We start from the raw sequence: 16,442 nt of genomic DNA, 5'->3' as shown, positions 1-16,442 counted from the left end.
CGGTGTCCCAAGAAACACCATGCAGTGCCCTGTGGCATCCTGAGCCCCGCAGATTTCTGACGCAGTCCAACGGGAGCTGTCTTGAAGATCGATCACATCGCCTTCGCCGCGCAATCGCTCGACCAGGCGCACGCGTATGCCTCGCAGATGTTCGGCGTGAAGCTGCCGGCCGGCGGCAAGCATCCCTTGATGGGAACGCACAACCTGGTGACGCGGATTGCGCCGGGCATCTTCCTCGAGTTCATTGCCATTGACCCGGAGGCGCCTGCGCCAAACCGGACCCGCTGGTTTGCGCTGGACCGCCTCATGCAAGAAGGCAAGCTGAAAGACGCGCCCCGGTTGTTTGGCTGGGTTGCCAGCCTTCCCGGGTTGGCGCACAACGCGATCGATTCATCGCAACACGAGTTGCTTGAAGTGTCCCGTGGTGATCTGCGATGGCACTTCTTCCACCGCAAGGACGGTGAGGCAGAAGCCGGCGGATGCCTGCCGGCCATGATCGACTGGGCTGGCGGTAAAAGCCCCGTCGACAACATGCAGGATGTCGGCCTCCACCTGAACCAGTTCCAGCTCGCGCATCCGGAGATGGCCGCCATTCGCACAAAGCTGGATGGACTGGGCTGGGATGCTGCCTGCCCGGAGAATCGGTATGTCGCATTTTCCGATGCGGCGCGGCCTGCATTGACGCTCGTGCTCGACACGCCGAATGGGCGCGTGCAGATCGAAGGCGGTGGCGTGTAACAGCACGCGCGGGCCGGTCAGGCCGCGCGATCCCACCCGATACCCGTAACGCGCCGCTCTCCGACCCGGTGCCGCGTAGAGAACCCTTCACGAATACATTGCCCCAGCGCCTGCGCCGCCGCACTCGCGCCCTGCGCGGGCAATAGCAGACTGATCGCAAACATCGGGAGTTCCGGCAAACCGGCTTCAGGCCCGAGGACGTCTAGGTCCGCCGGCACCGTCGGCGTGAGCCATGCGGTGACGGCCAGGCCGGTACGCACCGTGGCAGTGGTCGCTTCGATGTTGCCGCTCTCGAACACCGTGCGCCATTCGATGCCTTGCTCGCCCAGCACCTTGAGCACGCGGGCGCGGAAGGCGCAGCTCTCATCCACCATCGACAGGGGCAGCGGCCGCCGTGCATGCACGTTGCCGCCGCGTGCGCCCACCCACACCAACCGTTCCACGCACAGGCATTCACCGGTGGCTTCGTCCACCGGGGCTTCGACCACGGCGACGTCCAGTTCGCCGCGTGCAATGCCCTCGGCCAACTCGGGTGAGGTGCCGCACACGATGGTCAGCTCCACCGACGGCCACGCCTCGGTAAAGGCTTTGAAGATGGGCGGGAAGATGGTGCCGACCAGGTCATATGGCACGCCCAGGCGCACCGGGCCCTGCAGCGGGCGCGCGGCCATGTCGGCCCAGACTTCATCATTGAGGGCGAGCAGGCGCTTGGCCCGGCCGAGGAAGCGCTCACCCGCGTGGGTGAGTTCAAGCCGGCGGCCGTCGCGCTCGAACAGGCGGCATTCGAAGGCATCTTCGAGCCGCTTGATCTGCTGGCTGACGGCGCCCTGCGTGAGGTGCAGCGCGTTGGCCGCCACCGTCATGCTGGCGTTTTCCGCCACGGCAACGAAGGTGCGGACGAGGGTGATGTCGAGGTTCTTGGCCATCAATGCATTCTAGGTGCTAATGCATCAGGCCAAAAACCTCAAAGTTGCTAATGCCTTGTCAGCGCACCAGCAGCTTCATCATCGAGTCGAACGTCTTGCCGTACGGCGCGCGGAACATGCCCAGCCCGTTGAGCTTGGCCTGCTTGAACACCGGCTTCATCTTCGAGAACCGCTCGAACCCGTGGATGCCGTGGTACGCGCCCATGCCGCTCGCGCCCACGCCGCCAAACGGCAGGTCGTCCTGCGCCACGTGCAGCAGCGTCTCGTTGATGCACACACCACCGGCAATGGTGCTGGCCATGACGCGGTCGACCGTGCTGCCGTTGCGCTCGAACAGGTACAGCGCCAGCGGACGTGGGCGGGCGTTGATGTAGTCGATCGCCTCACCCAGCGTGCGGTACGGCACCAGCGGCAGCAGCGGGCCGAAAATCTCTTCCTGCATGACGCGCATCTCGTCAGTGCCGCCGGTGATGAGCGCGGGCGGGAATTGCCGCGTGTCTGCGCTGGGGGCGGTATTGGTGAGCGGCAGTACCTGGGCGCCCTGCTCGCGTGCCTCGTCGGCCAGGCTGGCCATGCGCTGGAAGTGGCGCGGGCTGATGATCGTCGTGTAGTCGCGGTTGCTCGCCATGTTGGGGTACATCTTGCCGACCAGCTTGCGTGCCGATTCGATAAAGCGTTGCTCGGTGCCGGCGGGCAGTAGCACGTAGTCGGGTGCTACACAGGTCTGCCCCGCGTTGAGCAGCTTGCCGACCAACGTGCGTTCCACCGCGCGATCAAAGTCCGCATCGGGCCCGATGATGGTGGGCGACTTGCCGCCCAGTTCCAGCGTCACCGGCGTGAGGTTGTCCGCCGCCGCACGCATGACGTGGTGGCCAACGGTGGTCGAGCCCGTGAACAGCAGATGGTCGAATGGCAGCCGCGAGAACGCTTCTGCCACGGCGGTATCGCCATTGATCACGCGCACTTCATCGGCGGCAAAGTGACGCTCGACCAGATCGGCAAACAGCGCGGAGAAGCGCGGCGTGTACTCCGAAAGCTTCACCATCGCCCGGTTGCCCGCGGTGAGTGCGGAGACGAGCGGCCCGATGGTCAGATAGATCGGGTAGTTCCACGGCACCACGATGCCCGCCACGCCCAGTGGCTGCGGAATCAGCCGCGTGCTGGCGGGGCGGAACCACAGGCTTACGCCGCGCCGCTGCACGCGCATCCAGCGCTTGCCGTGTGAGAGCGCGTGCTTGATGCCGTCCACGCTCGGGAAGATTTCCAGCAACTCGGTTTCCTGCCGCGAGCGGTTGCCGAAGTCTGCACTGACGGCCTGGACGATGGCATCACGGTTGTCCATGACGAGGCGCTTGAGGCGCACCAGCCGGTTTCGGCGCACGGGCCACGCGGGCAGCATGTCGGCCTGGTGGGCGGCGCGCATGGCCTCAAAGGTTTGCTGCATGCGCAGCAGGTGCGGGGCGGGCAGGTCGGCAGGTTGCATGGTGATGCTCCTGGCAAGGGTGGGTGGTTGGCGAGGTGGCGCAATTGCAAGGGAGTATGGTCGCCCAGGCAGCCTTGCGAAGCCCTGATACGGCCGCGCCGTGTGCGGCATGGCGCCCTCGCAGTCGCCAGGGCAGACGCACACCGGCCGTGAGATCTCGCAACGCAGCATGCCGCATTGCCAAGTGTGGCAAGCCTGTCTTCCCGGCCGCCGCCGATTTTGCTGCGTGACATCGAACGATGCCTCTAATGCGGGTTAGCCCGACCGTTTGAAACGACCCGTGGCGCCTAGGATGTGAGTTCGTGACCGGCAGCCAGCCGGCGGCGGCGCTCGCCCAATAAAAAACACATCCGGAGACACCCATGGCCAACGATTCGCTCACCTTCGACTACGTCATCGTCGGCGCCGGCTCGGCCGGTTGCGCGCTTGCCAGCCGCCTGACCGAAGACCCGGACGTGACGGTTGCCCTGCTAGAAGCCGGGCCGCACGACCACCATTTCTCGGTGTGGGTGCCGGCGGGGTGTGCCGCATCGCTGCCGTTCAAGAACAAGCGCAACTACGGGTTCGAGACCGTGCCGCAGCCGGGCCTGGGCGGGCGCCAGGGCTACCAGCCGCGTGGGCGCGGGCTGGGCGGCAGCTCGTCGCTCAACGCGATGATCTACATCCGCGGCACGCACAACGACTACGACCACTGGGCCGCGCTCGGCTGCACCGGCTGGGGCTGGAACGATGTGCTGCCCTACTTCAAGCGTTCGGAAGGCAACGAGCGCGTTGCCGGCCGCGATGACGACGCACTGCACGGCGGTACCGGCCCCCTGCACGTGAGCGACCTGCGCACCGGCAACCCGATCGCCCGCCGTTTTGTCGACGCGGCCGCCGCCGCAGGCTACCGCCGCAACGACGATTTCAACGGTCCCGACCAGGAAGGCGTCGGCCCATACCAAGTCACGCAATACAACGGCGAGCGCTGGAACGCCGCACGCGCCTATCTGCATGGCGGTGACAAGACCGACGCCACCTACAACCGTGGCCGCCGCCAATTGACCGTGCTGCCTGATACGCAAGCGCTGCGCATCGTGTTCGAGGGCAAGCGCGCGACGGGCGTGGTGGTGGATCGCGGTGGCCGCACCGAGACCCTGCAGGCACGGCGCGAGGTGATCGTGTCTTCCGGCGCGTTCGGCTCGCCGCAGTTGCTGATGGCCTCGGGCGTGGGGCCGGCCGAGCATCTGCGCTCACTCGGTATCCCGGTCGTGCAGGACCTGCCCGGCGTCGGCCAGAACCTGCAGGACCACCTCGACATCATCCTGCACAAGAAGACCTTCAACCTGGACCTGATCGGCTATTCACTGCGCGGCAGCGTACACATGCTGGGCGAGATCCTGCGCTACCGCCGCGAGCGGCGCGGCATGATCGCCACCAACTTTGCCGAGGCCGGCGGCTTCATCAAGAGCCGCCCCGATCTGGCCGAACCCGATCTGCAACTGCACTTCGTGGTCGCCATGGCCGACAACCACAACCGCACGTTCAACTACGGCCACGGCTATTCATGCCACGTCTGCGTGCTACGCCCGAAGAGCCGCGGCGAGGTGCGCCTGGCGACCACCGATACGCGTGACGCACCGCTCATCGACCCGCGCTTCCTCTCCGACCCGGATGACATGAACGGCATGCTGGCAGGCTTCCGCGCGGTGAAGCGCATCTTCGCGCAGCGCCCGCTGGCCGAGCTGGGCGGGCGTGAACTGTATTCGGGAGACATCCGTGGAGACGGCTCCGACGACGAAGCCGTGCGCGCACTGATCCGCCAGCGCGCAGACACCATCTATCACCCGGTCGGCACCTGCAAGATGGGCAGCGCAGACGATGCGATGGCGGTGGTCGATCCGGAATTGCGCGTGCGCGGCGTGACCGGCCTGCGCGTGATCGACGGCTCGGTCATGCCCACGCTGATTGGCGGCAATACCAACGCCCCGATCATCATGATTGCGGAGCGCGCGGCAGACCTGATGCGCCAAGGCGGGCGCCCGACGCTGAATGTGGTGGCAGGGACTTCTGCGCAAACCACGCCGGCCGAGGTGCACTAAGCAACAGAACATGCCTTGGCGGTGAGGCTCACACACCGACGGTGTGGCCGTACCCTGCCCTAGATGGCGCCTTGAATTTCTGTTGCAGGGAGGAAAAAGAAGGGAGGCTGTTTGAGCGCAGCGAGTTTGCCTCCCTTCCCTCCCTGCGGCATAAATTCAAGGAGGGGGGCGCCATCTCGGGCGCGCCTCTCTTTGCTTACTTTCTCTGGCAAGACAGAGAAAGTGAGTCAGCCCCGGCAGGGGATGAAACAGGGGATGAACCAACAACATCCATCCCCGCCTGGATCAGTTACCAGCACTATCCGTAGGCGTATTGAACGAGTCCCGCAGCAAATAGCTCATCGGCACTTCCAAATTCACGCCATTCGGCGGAATCGGCTGCTGAAACCACTTCTTGTAAAGCTTCGGCACCTCGCCATCGACAATCAGCCGCGTCATCGACTGGTCGATCATCTTCTTGAACTCCGGATCCTGCTTGCTGAGCATGATCGCATACGACGACACCAGCTGCGTCTTGCCGGCCACCGCAAAGTCCGCCGGGTTCTTCGACGTAGCACGCATGCCCGAGAGCAGGATGTCATCACCCGCAAACGCATTGGCACGGCCATCCGCCAGCATGGCGAACGCGCTGCGCAGATCGTTGGCATCCACCACGCGCACCGTCATGCCGCTCTCATTGAGCTTGCGTGCGAGCTCGGCATTGGTCGACCCACGCGCCGCCACCACCGTCTTGCCGTTCAGGTCTTCCCACTGCTGAATGCCCGAATTCGCCTTGACCAGCATGCGGCCCTTGGTGATGTAGTGCGGAATGGTGAAGGCCACCTTCTCGCGGCGGTCCGGCGAGTTGTTGGTCGAGCCGCATTCCATGTCGGCCTTGCCCGAGGTGATCACATCCATACGGGTAGCCGCCGTCACCGGCACGTACTGCACCTTCAGGTCCGGGCGCTTGAGCGAGGTGCGCAGCGAATCGATCAGCCGCGAGCAGATGTCGATCGTGTAGCCGACCGGCTTGCTGCCGTCGAGGTACGAGAACGGGATGGAGTCTTCACGGTAGGCCACGTGCACCGTGCCGGAATCGCGGATGCGATCGAGCGTCGGGGTAGCGGCCATTGCGTTGGAAGCAGCAAAGAACGCCGCAGGAACGGCAAGCGCGGCCAGCAGCCACGTGCGCGCAGGGAACAGCATCGTCAAAGGTCCTAGGAGAGGGTTAGGGCTATCTGGGCACGGCTGACCATGTCGCTGCCCTGTCGACGCGGCCATCTGAGCAATCGTTTGCTGGGCTGGGCCCGGCTCGATTGCGCAGAACTGGCTTGCGCGCCGCCACTCCCCGGGGAATGCCAAAACGTGAAGCAATGTCACGCGCCGCCATGGGCGCGCATTATGGCCTGATTGCGGGTATACCCTCAAGCACCTTCGTGGTGCATGGATTCCGGGTGTTGCGTCAGTCCGCCACCTTGTCGGTCGGGAACTTGAACGAGTCGCGCAGCAGGAAGCTCATCGGAATCTCCAGCTTGACGCCGTTGGGCGGAATGGGCTGCTGGAACCACTTCTTGTAGAGCTTCTCGGCCTCGCCATCGAGGATCGTGCGCGACATTGCCAGGTCGATCACCTTCTTGAACTCGGTATCGTCCTCGCTCAGCATGATCGCGTATGGCGCCACCGCCAGGTTGCTGCCGACCACCACGTAGTCCGCCGGGTTGGGCGAGGTGGCCCGGAAGCCATAGAGCAGCACGTCGTCCATCGCAAAGGCGTCAGCCTTGCCGGCGGCCACCATGCCGAAGGCCTCGGCGTGGTCCTTGGCCTCGATCACGTTGACCTTGAGCACACGCGCATCGGCCATCGCCTTGATCTGCCCGCCATTGGTGCTGCCGCGTGTGGACACCACCGTCTTGCTGTTGAGGTCTTCCCAGCGCTGGATGCCCGAGCTGGTCTTCACCAGCATGCGGCTGCTGGCAATGTAATGCGGGATAGTGAACGCTACCTTTTCACGCCGCTCACGCGTGTTGTTGGTGGAGCCGCATTCCAGGTCCGCCCTGCCCTCGGTGATGGCGGCGATGCGCGTGGCGGGTGTCACGGCCACGTATTCCACCTTCAGCACCTTCAGGTCGGGCCGCTTGACCGCCACCTTGATCGCGTCGACCAGCTTTGCGCACAGGTCGATCGAATACCCCACCGGCTTGCCGCCATCGAGATAGGAAAACGGCACGGAGTTCTCCCGATACGCCAGCCGGACGATGCCGGTGTCGCGGATACGGTCAAGCACGGGGGATGCAGCCAACGCCTGGAAAGCGCACAACGCCAGGCCGGCCGCGAGCAAGGCGCGGGTCGGGTGCGGCACGGGGGATGTCTCCTGTTTGTTTGTTCTTTTTATGCCGGGCGTGGGCGCGCGGCCCACCTACCCTAGGCGATGCAGACTTTCATCGTGCTTTCACGCGGTTTGTGCTTCACGGATTCTTCACACTGGCCACGCGCGTTGCAGCACCGCCCCTAGTTCCTGCGCATGGCCATCGAGCGTGCCGAACACCCGGCCATGCTGATGGTGGAAGCGGCTGGCGATGAAGCGCTCGGCGTCGTCCGGGTGGGCGTGGGCCAGCATCAGCGCAGCCTGCGCCGTGAGTGCCAGCCCCTGCGCGATGCGGCGGGCGGAGGTCTCCTGGATGTCGCCCGGCCGATGCAGCATCGCCTGCAGCGCGGCCAGTTCGGCGCGTACGGCACGGTGCCCCTGCGCGCGCTCGCCAATGTCCTGCAGCAGGCGCAGCGCATCGTCCGGCGTGCGGGCGATGGCGCGCAGCACGTCCAGGCACATCACGTTGCCCGAGCCTTCCCAGATGGAGTTGACCGGTGCCTCGCGGTACAGGCGCGCCATCGGACCCTCTTCCACGTAGCCGTTGCCGCCCCAGACTTCCATCGCCTCGCCGGTGGCTTCGATGGCGCGTTTACAGACCCAGAACTTGGCGGCGGGCGTGACGATGCGCTTCCACGCGGCGGCCAGCGGATCAGTGTCGGCCCGCTCGAAGGCGCCGCCCAGTTCCATCATCAGCAGGGTCGCGGCTTGCGATTCGAGTGCGAGATCTGCCAGCACGTTGCGCATGAGCGGCTGATCGGCCAGCAAGCGGCCGAACGCCATGCGATGGCGCGCGTGGTGCAGCGCCTGCATCAGCGCGTGGCGCAGGATGCCTGCGCTGCCGATCACGCAATCCAGGCGCGTGTGCGTCGCCATCTCGATGATGGTCGGAATGCCGCGCCCTTCCTCGCCGATGAGGATGCCCTCCGCGCCGCGGAATTCCACCTCGCTGCTGGCGTTGGAGCGGTTGCCGAGCTTGTCTTTCAGGCGCTGGATCTGGATGGGGTTCTTGCTGCCGTCATCGCGAAAGCGCGGCACGAAGAAGCACGACAGCGGGCCGTCTTCCGCGCCCATGCGCGCGACCACCAGGTGCGCATCGCACATCGGCGCGGAGAAGAACCACTTGTGCCCGGTGATGGCGTAGGTGGCGCCGCGCCCCTCGCCGCGCAAAGGCGTGGCCACCGTGGTGTTGCTGCGCACATCCGATCCGCCTTGTTTTTCGGTCATGCCCATGCCGATGAGGATGGCCGTCTTCTGGCGCCACGGCAGGTCGCGTGCGTCGTGTTCGCGGGCGAAGAGGCGCGGGGCCAGATCGGCAAACAGCGCGGTCTCTTTCTGCAGCACGGGGATGCTGGCGAACGTCATCGTCGCCGGGCATAGCGTGCCGGATTCGATCTGCGCCTGCATGTAGTAGCCCGCTGTGCGCGCGGCCCATGCGCCGGGGCGCGGGTCGGCAAACGGCAGGGCTTGCAGGCCCTGGCTGCGCATCAGGCCGAGCAGCGCGTGCCACGCGGGGTCGAAGCGGATGGCGTCGATGCGCTCGCCGGTGCGGCTGTGGGTGTGGAGTTCGGGGTGGTACTGGTTGGCTTCGGTGGCCCACCGCAGGGTCTCGGGGGCGCCGAGCTGGTCACCGAAGGCTTGCAGCGCGCTGGCGTTCCAGCCGCCACCCAGGCGTTCGAGTGCGCCTTGCAGCGTGGTGTCGGACGTGAAGGGATTGAAGCCGGTCAGGTCCGGGACCTGGTTGAAGATGCGGTGCGTGGCCTCGGTGGGCATTGGGGGGTCTCCTGGGGTGTCACGTTTGTTGTGCACCCATGGTAGACCACCGATGGTTTGCGCGGCTGGAGGCAGGTTTCTATACGGCGGTGGCGGCTTCCGCGTGCGTTTCAGACGCCGTGAGTGCAGGCTTTTCCCCAGTCAGCAAGTAGTGCATCAACTCCCGCACAGGCCGAATCGTCTGCCCAAACGGCAATTTTCCCGCCCCCCGGAAGAACAGCCCCCGCTCCACATCCCCACGCAGCGCCTGCGCCAGCTTCAGGTCAATGCAGAACTGCCCCACCTTGCCGATGCCATCCCGCAGCCCGCACGTCTGCAAACAATCGAACCCCTGCAGGCAATCCCGCACCTTGGCCTTGGCCTGCAAGGCGCTCTCACGCGACAGATAACGCGACAACCAGGGCGTCATCACCGCACGTGCAGGCAACCCTGCCACGCTGACGAACTCGGCAATGTCGCCATCCTCCGCGCCCGTCAGCACACGCTTGAAGCGCGGGTGCGCATCGCCTTCCTCTGTCACCGCAAACGCCGTGCCGAGCTGCACCGCAGCCGCGCCCTTGTCGAGCCAATGCCGCACCTTTGCATGTGAATCGATGCCACCGGCCAGGATGATCGGTATCTGCTCCGCCGCCAGCCCCAGCTTGACGAACAGCTCGCGGCATTCGTCCAGTACGCGCGCGAACGAGAACCGCTCATCGCGTAGGTCTTCGATCCGCGCCGCGCCCAGGTGGCCGCCCGCGTGCGCCGGATGCTCGATCACCACCGCATCGGGCAATCGCGCCTTCTTCATCCACCGCTTGAGTACCACGCCCACGCCGCGCGAATCCGACAGGATCGGGATCAGCGCCACCTTCGGATACCCCGCCGTCATCTCCGGCAGATCGAGCGGCAGGCCCGCCCCCATGACGATGGCATCCGCACCGCTCTCGCACGCCTGCCGCACCAGCGCCGCGTGCGATTCCACCGCCTTCATCACGTTCACGGCGATCAGGCCGTTGCCTTGCGCTCCCTCGCGCGCGGCCCGGATCTCCCGATCCAGTGCGACGAGGTTGGCCGCGTTGATGGCGTCCTTGTCATGCGATTTCTCAGTCGCAGCGACGAGATCCGCATGGTGATGCCGCAGGTCGATGCTGGCGATGGTGCCCACGCCGCCCTCGCGCGCTACGGCGCCGGCCAGCCGGTGCGCCGAAATACCCACCCCCATCCCGCCCTGCACGATGGGCACGAGGCTGCGCCCCGCGAGTGTGAACCGACGTTCCAGCATGACAACTCCCCTGCGGCTCAACCGCAACATAATGCGATGCAATAGAAAATGGGTTCGAGCGTCGCATAGGTGAAACGCGGCTGGATTGCGCCAGATCAAGGCAGGCGGTGTCCGTGCGGAAGGCAGCACATTTGCAGCGCGTTGCATGGGGGTTTGGACTGAAATGACCGGCTGACCGTCACCTGCCGGGTTTTCTTGCTGGCAACGTCGATCCGGCTGTGCTTAAATGCACCCTCGTTGGATGAAACAGGGGTGCCGTACGGATGGGCCGTGCGGCTGAGAGAGTCCCTTAGCACCCGATCCGGTTCGTACCGGCGTGGGAAGTTTCTTCAGAACACCGAGCCTCTGGCAACCCGATCTTTCGGGCCCCGCCTCTCCTCCCGGTTTCGTCCACAGCCTGCTCCACCAGGCCACAGAATCAAAGGACGAGACCATGCCCCAAGCCAAAAACGCCCCCGCCGCCTCATTCGACTCGCTGCAGTCCGAGCTCGACCAGAAGTTTGCCTACCCGGCCTCCAGCAAGACCTACATCGCCGGCAGCCGCCCGGACATCCGCGTGCCGATGCGTACCATCAAGCAGACCGCCACGCGCACCGACAAGGGCGAGATGCTGAACCCGCCGGTGCCGGTGTACGACACCTCGGGCCCGTACTCGGACCCGGACGTGCACATCGACCTGAAGGCCGGTCTCGCCCCGCTGCGCGCCAAGTGGATCGACGAGCGTGGCGACACGGAAATCCTCTCCGGCCTGTCGTCCGAGTACGGCCGTACGCGTGCCAATGACCCGGCCACGGCCCACCTGCGCTTTGCACAGCTGACGAACCCGCGCCGTGCCAAGCCGGGCGCCAACGTGAGCCAGATGCACTACGCGCGTCGCGGCATCATCACGCCGGAAATGGAATACGTCGCGCTGCGTGAATCGCTGAACCTGCAGGCGCTGCAAGACAAGCCCGAGTACCGCCAACTGCTCAAGCAGCATCCGGGCTTCTCGTACGGCGCGAACCTGCCGCAGCGTCCGGAAGACATCACGCCGGAATTCGTGCGCGCAGAAATCGCCGCCGGCCGCGCGATCATCCCCGCCAACATCAACCACACGGAACTGGAGCCGATGGCCATCGGCCGCAACTTCCGCGTGAAGATCAACGGCAACCTCGGCAACTCGGCGGTCACCTCGTCGCTGGCCGAGGAAGTGGAAAAGATGGTGTGGGCGATCCGCTGGGGCGCCGACACGATCATGGACTTGTCCACCGGCAAGCACATCCACGAAACGCGTGAATGGATCCTGCGCAACTCGCCGGTGCCCATCGGCACGGTGCCCATCTACCAGGCGCTGGACAAGACCGGCGGCGTGGCCGAAGACCTGACGTGGGAGATGTTCCGCGACACGCTGATCGAACAGGCCGAGCAAGGCGTCGACTACTTCACCATCCACGCCGGCGTGCTGCTGCGCTATGTGCCGCTGACGGCCGACCGCATCACGGGCATTGTTTCGCGTGGTGGCTCGATCATGGCCAAGTGGTGTCTGGCGCATCACAAGGAAAACTTCCTGTACACGCACTTCGACGAGATCTGCGAAATCATGAAGGCGTACGACGTGTCGTTCAGCCTGGGTGATGGTCTGCGCCCCGGTTGCATTGCCGACTCGAACGACGCTGCGCAATTTGGCGAGCTGCACACGCTGGGTGAACTCACCAAGAAGGCGTGGGAGCACGACGTGCAGGTGATGATCGAAGGCCCGGGCCACGTGCCGCTGCAACGCGTGCAGGCCAACATGGACGAAGAGCTGAAGCACTGCTTCGAAGCGCCGTTCTACACGCTGGGCCCGCTGGTGACGGACATCGCCCCCGGCTACGACCACATCACCAGCGGCATCGGTGCGGCCAACATTGGTTGGTACGGCACGGCCATGCTCTGCTACGTCACGCCCAAGGAACACCTGGGCCTGCCGGACAAGGAAGACGTGCGCGAAGGCATCATCACCTACAAGATCGCGGCCCATGCGGCTGACCTTGCGAAGGGCTGGCCGGGCGCGCAGTTGCGCGACAACGCGCTGTCCAAGGCACGCTTCGAGTTCCGCTGGGAAGACCAGTTCAACCTCGGCCTCGACCCGGAAAAGGCACGCGCCTTCCACGATGAAACGCTGCCGGCTGAAGGCGCCAAGATCGCGCACTTCTGCTCGATGTGCGGTCCGAAGTTCTGCTCGATGAAGATCACGCAGGAAGTGCGTGATTACGCGGCCTCGCTCGACGCCAACGCCACGGCCGCAACGCAGGGCATGGAGGAGAAGTCGATCGAGTTCCGCAAGACGGGCAGCAAGATCTACAGCTAACTCACTGGGCGAAATGCCAACTCCCACTCCGTTCGACGTAACGATCCTCGGTGGCGGCCTCGCTGGCCGCCTGTGTGCCTGGCAACTCGTGCAAGCCGGTGTGCCGGCTGCACGCATTGCCGTGGTGGAGCGCGGCGCGCGTGACGGCAGCAGTGCTGCCGCGCACGTGGCTGCAGCCATGCTGGCGCCGCTGGCCGAAGCCGCCGTGGCGGATCGTTTTGTCGTCGATCTGGGGTTGGCGAGCCTGGCGCTGTGGCGCGACTGGCTGTCGAAGCTGCGCACGCCGGTGTTCTTCCAGGAGGCTGGCACGCTGGTCGTGTGGCATGCAGCGGATCGTGGCGAGGCATCGCTGTTTGCCAGCCGCGTGCGCGCCGTTGCGCCGCCCGAGCGAGTGACGGCAGATCTGCGCGCGGTCGATGCTGCGGGCATCGGTACGCTGGAGCCGCTGCTCGCGCAACGCTTTACGCAAGGGCTGTATCTGGCGGGCGAAGGCCAACTCGACAACCGCACCCTGCTGAATGCAATGGCGACCGAGCTGGAAGCCGTGGGCGTGCAACTGCGCTGGAACACGGACGTTGCGGATCCGCGGCCCGATGCCCTCGCGGCCAATGGCCTTGGCGCACGTCTCGTGCTCGATTGCCGTGGCCTCGGTGCCAAGCCCCAATGGCCGCGCCTGCGTGGTCTGCGCGGCGAGGTCGCGCGCATCCACGCACCCGATGTGTCGCTCACGCGGCCGGTGCGCATGCTGCATCCGCGCTATCCGCTGTACATCGCGCCCAAGCCGGGCAACGTGTATGTGATCGGCGCGACGGAAATCGAATCCGACGACATGTCGCCGGCCAGTGTGCGCTCCACGCTGGAGTTGCTGTCCGCTGCCTACGCCGTGCACCCCGCCTTTGGCGAGGCGCGCGTGCTGGAACTGAACACGCAGTGCCGCCCGACGCTGCCTGACCACCGTCCCGCGTTGCGCTGGGATGGCGCTGGCACGCTGTCGGTCAACGGCCTGTACCGGCACGGCTACATGATCGCGCCCGCCGTCACCCAAGCTGCGGTGGCCGTCGCGCGTGATCTGCTGGACGGCCGTGCCCTCGATGCGAACGACCGCGAATGGCCCGAGCTGTTCGCCGCCGCTGCATCGCCTGAACCTGTTTTGTCATGACGCTGAACGTCACCCTCAACGACCTGTCGCTCGCACTACCTGTTGGTAGCACGCTGGCCGACGCCATCGGTGCCGCCGCGCCGCAACTGCAGATCGCGCCGCCGTTTGCCGCCTCCGTGAATGGCGATTTCGTGCCCAAGGCGCGCCACGCGCAGCACGCGCTCAACACGGGCGATCGCATTGCACTCGTGCAGCCTGTTGTGGGTGGCTAGGAGTATCTGATGACCACTACGAATCTTTCCGCGCTCGCTGGTCAAGCTGATCCGCTGCGCCTGTACGACGAGACCTTCGCCTCGCGCCTGCTGTTGGGTACAGCGCGTTACCCGTCCCCACAATCGCTGGAAGACGCGGTGCGCGTGTCCAACCCGGCCATGCTGACCGTGGCGCTGCGCCGCCAGAGCGCGGGCTCGCCCGAAGGCGGCGCCGGCTTCTGGAAGATGCTGCGCGAACTCGGCGTGCCCGTGCTGCCGAACACAGCCGGCTGCTATTCCGCCGACGAGGCCTATACGCTGGCGCAGATGTCGCGCGAAGTGTTCGAGACGGACTGGATCAAGCTCGAAGTCATCGGCGACGACTACACGCTGCAGCCCGACACGCTCGCGCTGCCCGCAGCGGCCGAACGCCTCATCAAAGATGGTTTCAAGGTGCTGCCGTATTGCACCGAAGACCTCGTGCTGTGCCGCCGCCTGCTCGACGTCGGTTGCCAGGCGCTGATGCCGTGGGCCGCGCCCATCGGCACGGGCCGTGGCCCGACCAACCCGTACGGTCTGCGGCTGCTGCGCGAGCGCTTGCCCAACGTACCGCTCATCGTCGACGCAGGCCTGGGTGTGCCGTCGCACGCCACGCAGGTCATGGAGTGGGGCTACGACGCCGTGCTGCTCAACACCGCCGTCGCCCAAGCCGGTGATCCGGTGGCGATGGCGCAGGCGTTTGCCATGGCCACGCAGGCGGGTCGCCTTGCGCGCCTGTCTGGTCCGATGCCGGAGCGCGATGTCGCGCAAGCCAGCACCCCCGTTGTTGGCCTGCCCTTCTGGCACGCCGAAGAGAAAAGCGCATGAGCATGTCTGCCCTGCGTTTCTCCGCCGCGTGGCCGGAGGCGGCCGCCCTCGCTGCGCAGATCATCGATCGCCATACCGAAGCCTTCGGCCGCGCACCGCACGCCTGGAGTGTGACCGACCGCGTTGATGAAGCCACCAGCGCCACCACTGTTCTGCTGACCTCCGACGCCGCACACGCTGACCGTGCCCGCACCGCCGGTGCCGCCGTCGTGTTGACCGCTATGGAAGGTGATCAACGCATCGACACCGTGCACGACCGCCTCGGCACGTATCGCTTCACGTCGGTGGCGCAAGGCGATGCGCTCGACGCACGCTTCGTCGCCATCTTCGGTGCGGCACTCGCGCTGGCCTTCGAGCCGCGCGATGCGCTGTGCGTGGCCCGCGCGTGGATCGCTGAAGCCAACGCCGATGCGCTCGCCTGGCCCACGCGCTTCAACGCCCTGCCCCGCGTGCTCGAACCCGCGCTGCCGTGCCCGACCGCAGCAGACCTCGCCTTCGCGCCGTGCCCGACGCAACTCGGCATCTACGCCGTGGTGCCCGATGCGGACTGGGTGGCGCGCCTCGTCGCGCTCAAGGTGCCGACGGTGCAGTTGCGCTTCAAATCGGACGACGCGCAGGCTGTGGCCGATCAGGTCCGTCGCGCAGAAGCCGCCGCACGCGGTAGCGACACGCGCCTGTTCATCAACGACCACTGGCAAGTCGCGCTCGACGTGCATGCCCAGGTGCCCAACAGCGGCATCTACGGCATCCACCTCGGCCAGGAAGACATCGACGATGCGGACCTGGTAGCGATTCGCGCCGCAGGGTTGCGCCTGGGCATCAGCACGCACGGCTTTGCCGAAATGCTGCGCGTCGCGCCGCTGAACCCGAGCTACCTCGCGCTGGGCGCTGTCTTCGCCACGCCCACCAAGACCATGCCGACCGTGCCGCAGGGCCTGGGCCGCTTATTCGCCTACGCGGCGGCCATGCGCACGCGCGTGCCGGCGCCACCGCTGGTGGCCATCGGCGGGATCGACCTGGCCGCGATGCCGCGTGTGCTGGAATCCGGTGTCGGCTGCGTGGCCGTGGTGCGTGCCATCACGCAGGCGGACGATGTGCCGGCGGCGGTACAGACCCTGCAAGCGACGTTCGCGGCGCACGTGCGCGCCTGACGATACGCAAGGGTTGCGCAACGCAGTTTGCGTCCCATGACTGCCCCACAAGCGCCATCTCACTGACCTATCCTGTTCGTGCGCTGCCCCGGTCACTGAGGTTTACGGTCCTGGGGCGGCGCATCCTCATTCACGC

At 65.9% G+C, this 16,442-nt stretch carries 13 protein-coding genes and 1 riboswitch; of the genes, 7 read left to right on the top strand and 6 right to left on the bottom strand.

The features are described from left to right. The first annotated feature begins 81 nt into the window (after positions 1-81). Complete coding sequence (locus tag C404_RS53255; RefSeq protein ID WP_021197011.1) at positions 82-738, top strand: VOC family protein; 657 nt, start codon at positions 82-84, stop codon at positions 736-738. A gap of 17 nt (positions 739-755) precedes the next feature. Here the strand turns inward: C404_RS53255 and C404_RS53250 are convergent, their stop codons facing one another. Both C404_RS53250 and C404_RS53245 read right to left on the bottom strand, forming a co-directional pair. Further along, positions 756-1,664: a LysR substrate-binding domain-containing protein gene (locus C404_RS53250; RefSeq protein ID WP_031330027.1), complete on the bottom strand. Its 909-nt coding sequence runs from the start codon at positions 1,662-1,664 to the stop codon at positions 756-758. A 58-nt stretch (positions 1,665-1,722) separates the two neighbouring features. Further along, the gene (locus tag C404_RS53245) at positions 1,723-3,147 is read right to left on the bottom strand and encodes a coniferyl aldehyde dehydrogenase (RefSeq protein ID WP_021197009.1); all 1,425 of its coding nucleotides are present in this window, start codon (positions 3,145-3,147) and stop codon (positions 1,723-1,725) included. A gap of 362 nt (positions 3,148-3,509) precedes the next feature. Here C404_RS53245 and C404_RS53240 point away from each other — a divergent pair, with 362 nt between their 5' ends. Then, positions 3,510-5,228: a GMC family oxidoreductase gene (locus C404_RS53240; RefSeq protein WP_021197008.1), complete on the top strand. Its 1,719-nt coding sequence runs from the start codon at positions 3,510-3,512 to the stop codon at positions 5,226-5,228. A gap of 285 nt (positions 5,229-5,513) precedes the next feature. Here C404_RS53240 and C404_RS53235 read toward each other — a convergent pair whose 3' ends face one another. From C404_RS53235 to C404_RS53220, 4 genes are all read right to left on the bottom strand, one after another. Continuing rightward, a complete protein-coding gene (locus C404_RS53235; protein WP_021197007.1) occupies positions 5,514-6,413 on the bottom strand; it encodes an amino acid ABC transporter substrate-binding protein in 900 nt (299 codons plus the stop codon). Between the two features lie 256 nt (positions 6,414-6,669). Beyond that, positions 6,670-7,566 (bottom strand): amino acid ABC transporter substrate-binding protein, encoded by an 897-nt coding sequence (locus C404_RS53230; RefSeq protein ID WP_021197006.1) that lies wholly within the window; start codon positions 7,564-7,566, stop codon positions 6,670-6,672. 117 nt (positions 7,567-7,683) lie between these two features. Beyond that, positions 7,684-9,345 carry an acyl-CoA dehydrogenase family protein gene (locus C404_RS53225; RefSeq protein ID WP_021197005.1) on the bottom strand — a complete coding sequence of 554 codons (1,662 nt, stop codon included), beginning with the start codon at positions 9,343-9,345 and terminating at the stop codon, positions 7,684-7,686. Positions 9,346-9,424: 79 nt separating this feature from the next. After that, positions 9,425-10,609 carry an NAD(P)H-dependent flavin oxidoreductase gene (locus C404_RS53220; RefSeq protein ID WP_021197004.1) on the bottom strand — a complete coding sequence of 395 codons (1,185 nt, stop codon included), beginning with the start codon at positions 10,607-10,609 and terminating at the stop codon, positions 9,425-9,427. A 238-nt stretch (positions 10,610-10,847) separates the two neighbouring features. Next, a riboswitch (TPP riboswitch) is annotated at positions 10,848-10,949 on the top strand. 93 nt (positions 10,950-11,042) lie between these two features. On the opposite strand from C404_RS53220, the gene thiC reads away from it, so the two are divergent. Genes thiC through C404_RS53195 form a run of 5 tightly spaced genes read left to right on the top strand, consistent with a single transcriptional unit; the run spans position 11,043 to position 16,306 of the window. Then, a complete protein-coding gene (gene thiC, locus C404_RS53215; protein ID WP_021197003.1) occupies positions 11,043-12,938 on the top strand; it encodes a phosphomethylpyrimidine synthase ThiC in 1,896 nt (631 codons plus the stop codon). Between the two features lie 13 nt (positions 12,939-12,951). Beyond that, on the top strand, positions 12,952-14,097 hold the full coding sequence (locus tag C404_RS53210) for an FAD-dependent oxidoreductase (protein ID WP_021197002.1): 1,146 nt from the start codon (positions 12,952-12,954) through the stop codon (positions 14,095-14,097). After that, the gene (gene thiS, locus C404_RS53205; RefSeq protein WP_021197001.1) at positions 14,094-14,309 is read left to right on the top strand and encodes a sulfur carrier protein ThiS; all 216 of its coding nucleotides are present in this window, start codon (positions 14,094-14,096) and stop codon (positions 14,307-14,309) included. The genes C404_RS53210 and thiS overlap by 4 nt, the downstream gene beginning before the upstream one ends. 9 nt (positions 14,310-14,318) lie before the next feature. Then, the gene (locus C404_RS53200) at positions 14,319-15,155 is read left to right on the top strand and encodes a thiazole synthase (RefSeq protein ID WP_021197000.1); all 837 of its coding nucleotides are present in this window, start codon (positions 14,319-14,321) and stop codon (positions 15,153-15,155) included. Next, a complete protein-coding gene (locus C404_RS53195) occupies positions 15,152-16,306 on the top strand; it encodes a thiamine phosphate synthase (RefSeq protein ID WP_021196999.1) in 1,155 nt (384 codons plus the stop codon). Before C404_RS53200 ends, C404_RS53195 begins: the two co-directional genes overlap by 4 nt. The last annotated feature ends 136 nt before the right edge of the window (positions 16,307-16,442 follow it).

The sequence above is a fragment of the Ralstonia sp. AU12-08 genome (assembly GCF_000442475.1).
In the GTDB taxonomy this organism is placed as follows: domain Bacteria; phylum Pseudomonadota; class Gammaproteobacteria; order Burkholderiales; family Burkholderiaceae; genus Ralstonia; species Ralstonia insidiosa.
This window is presented reverse-complemented; position numbering and strand designations above follow the sequence as displayed.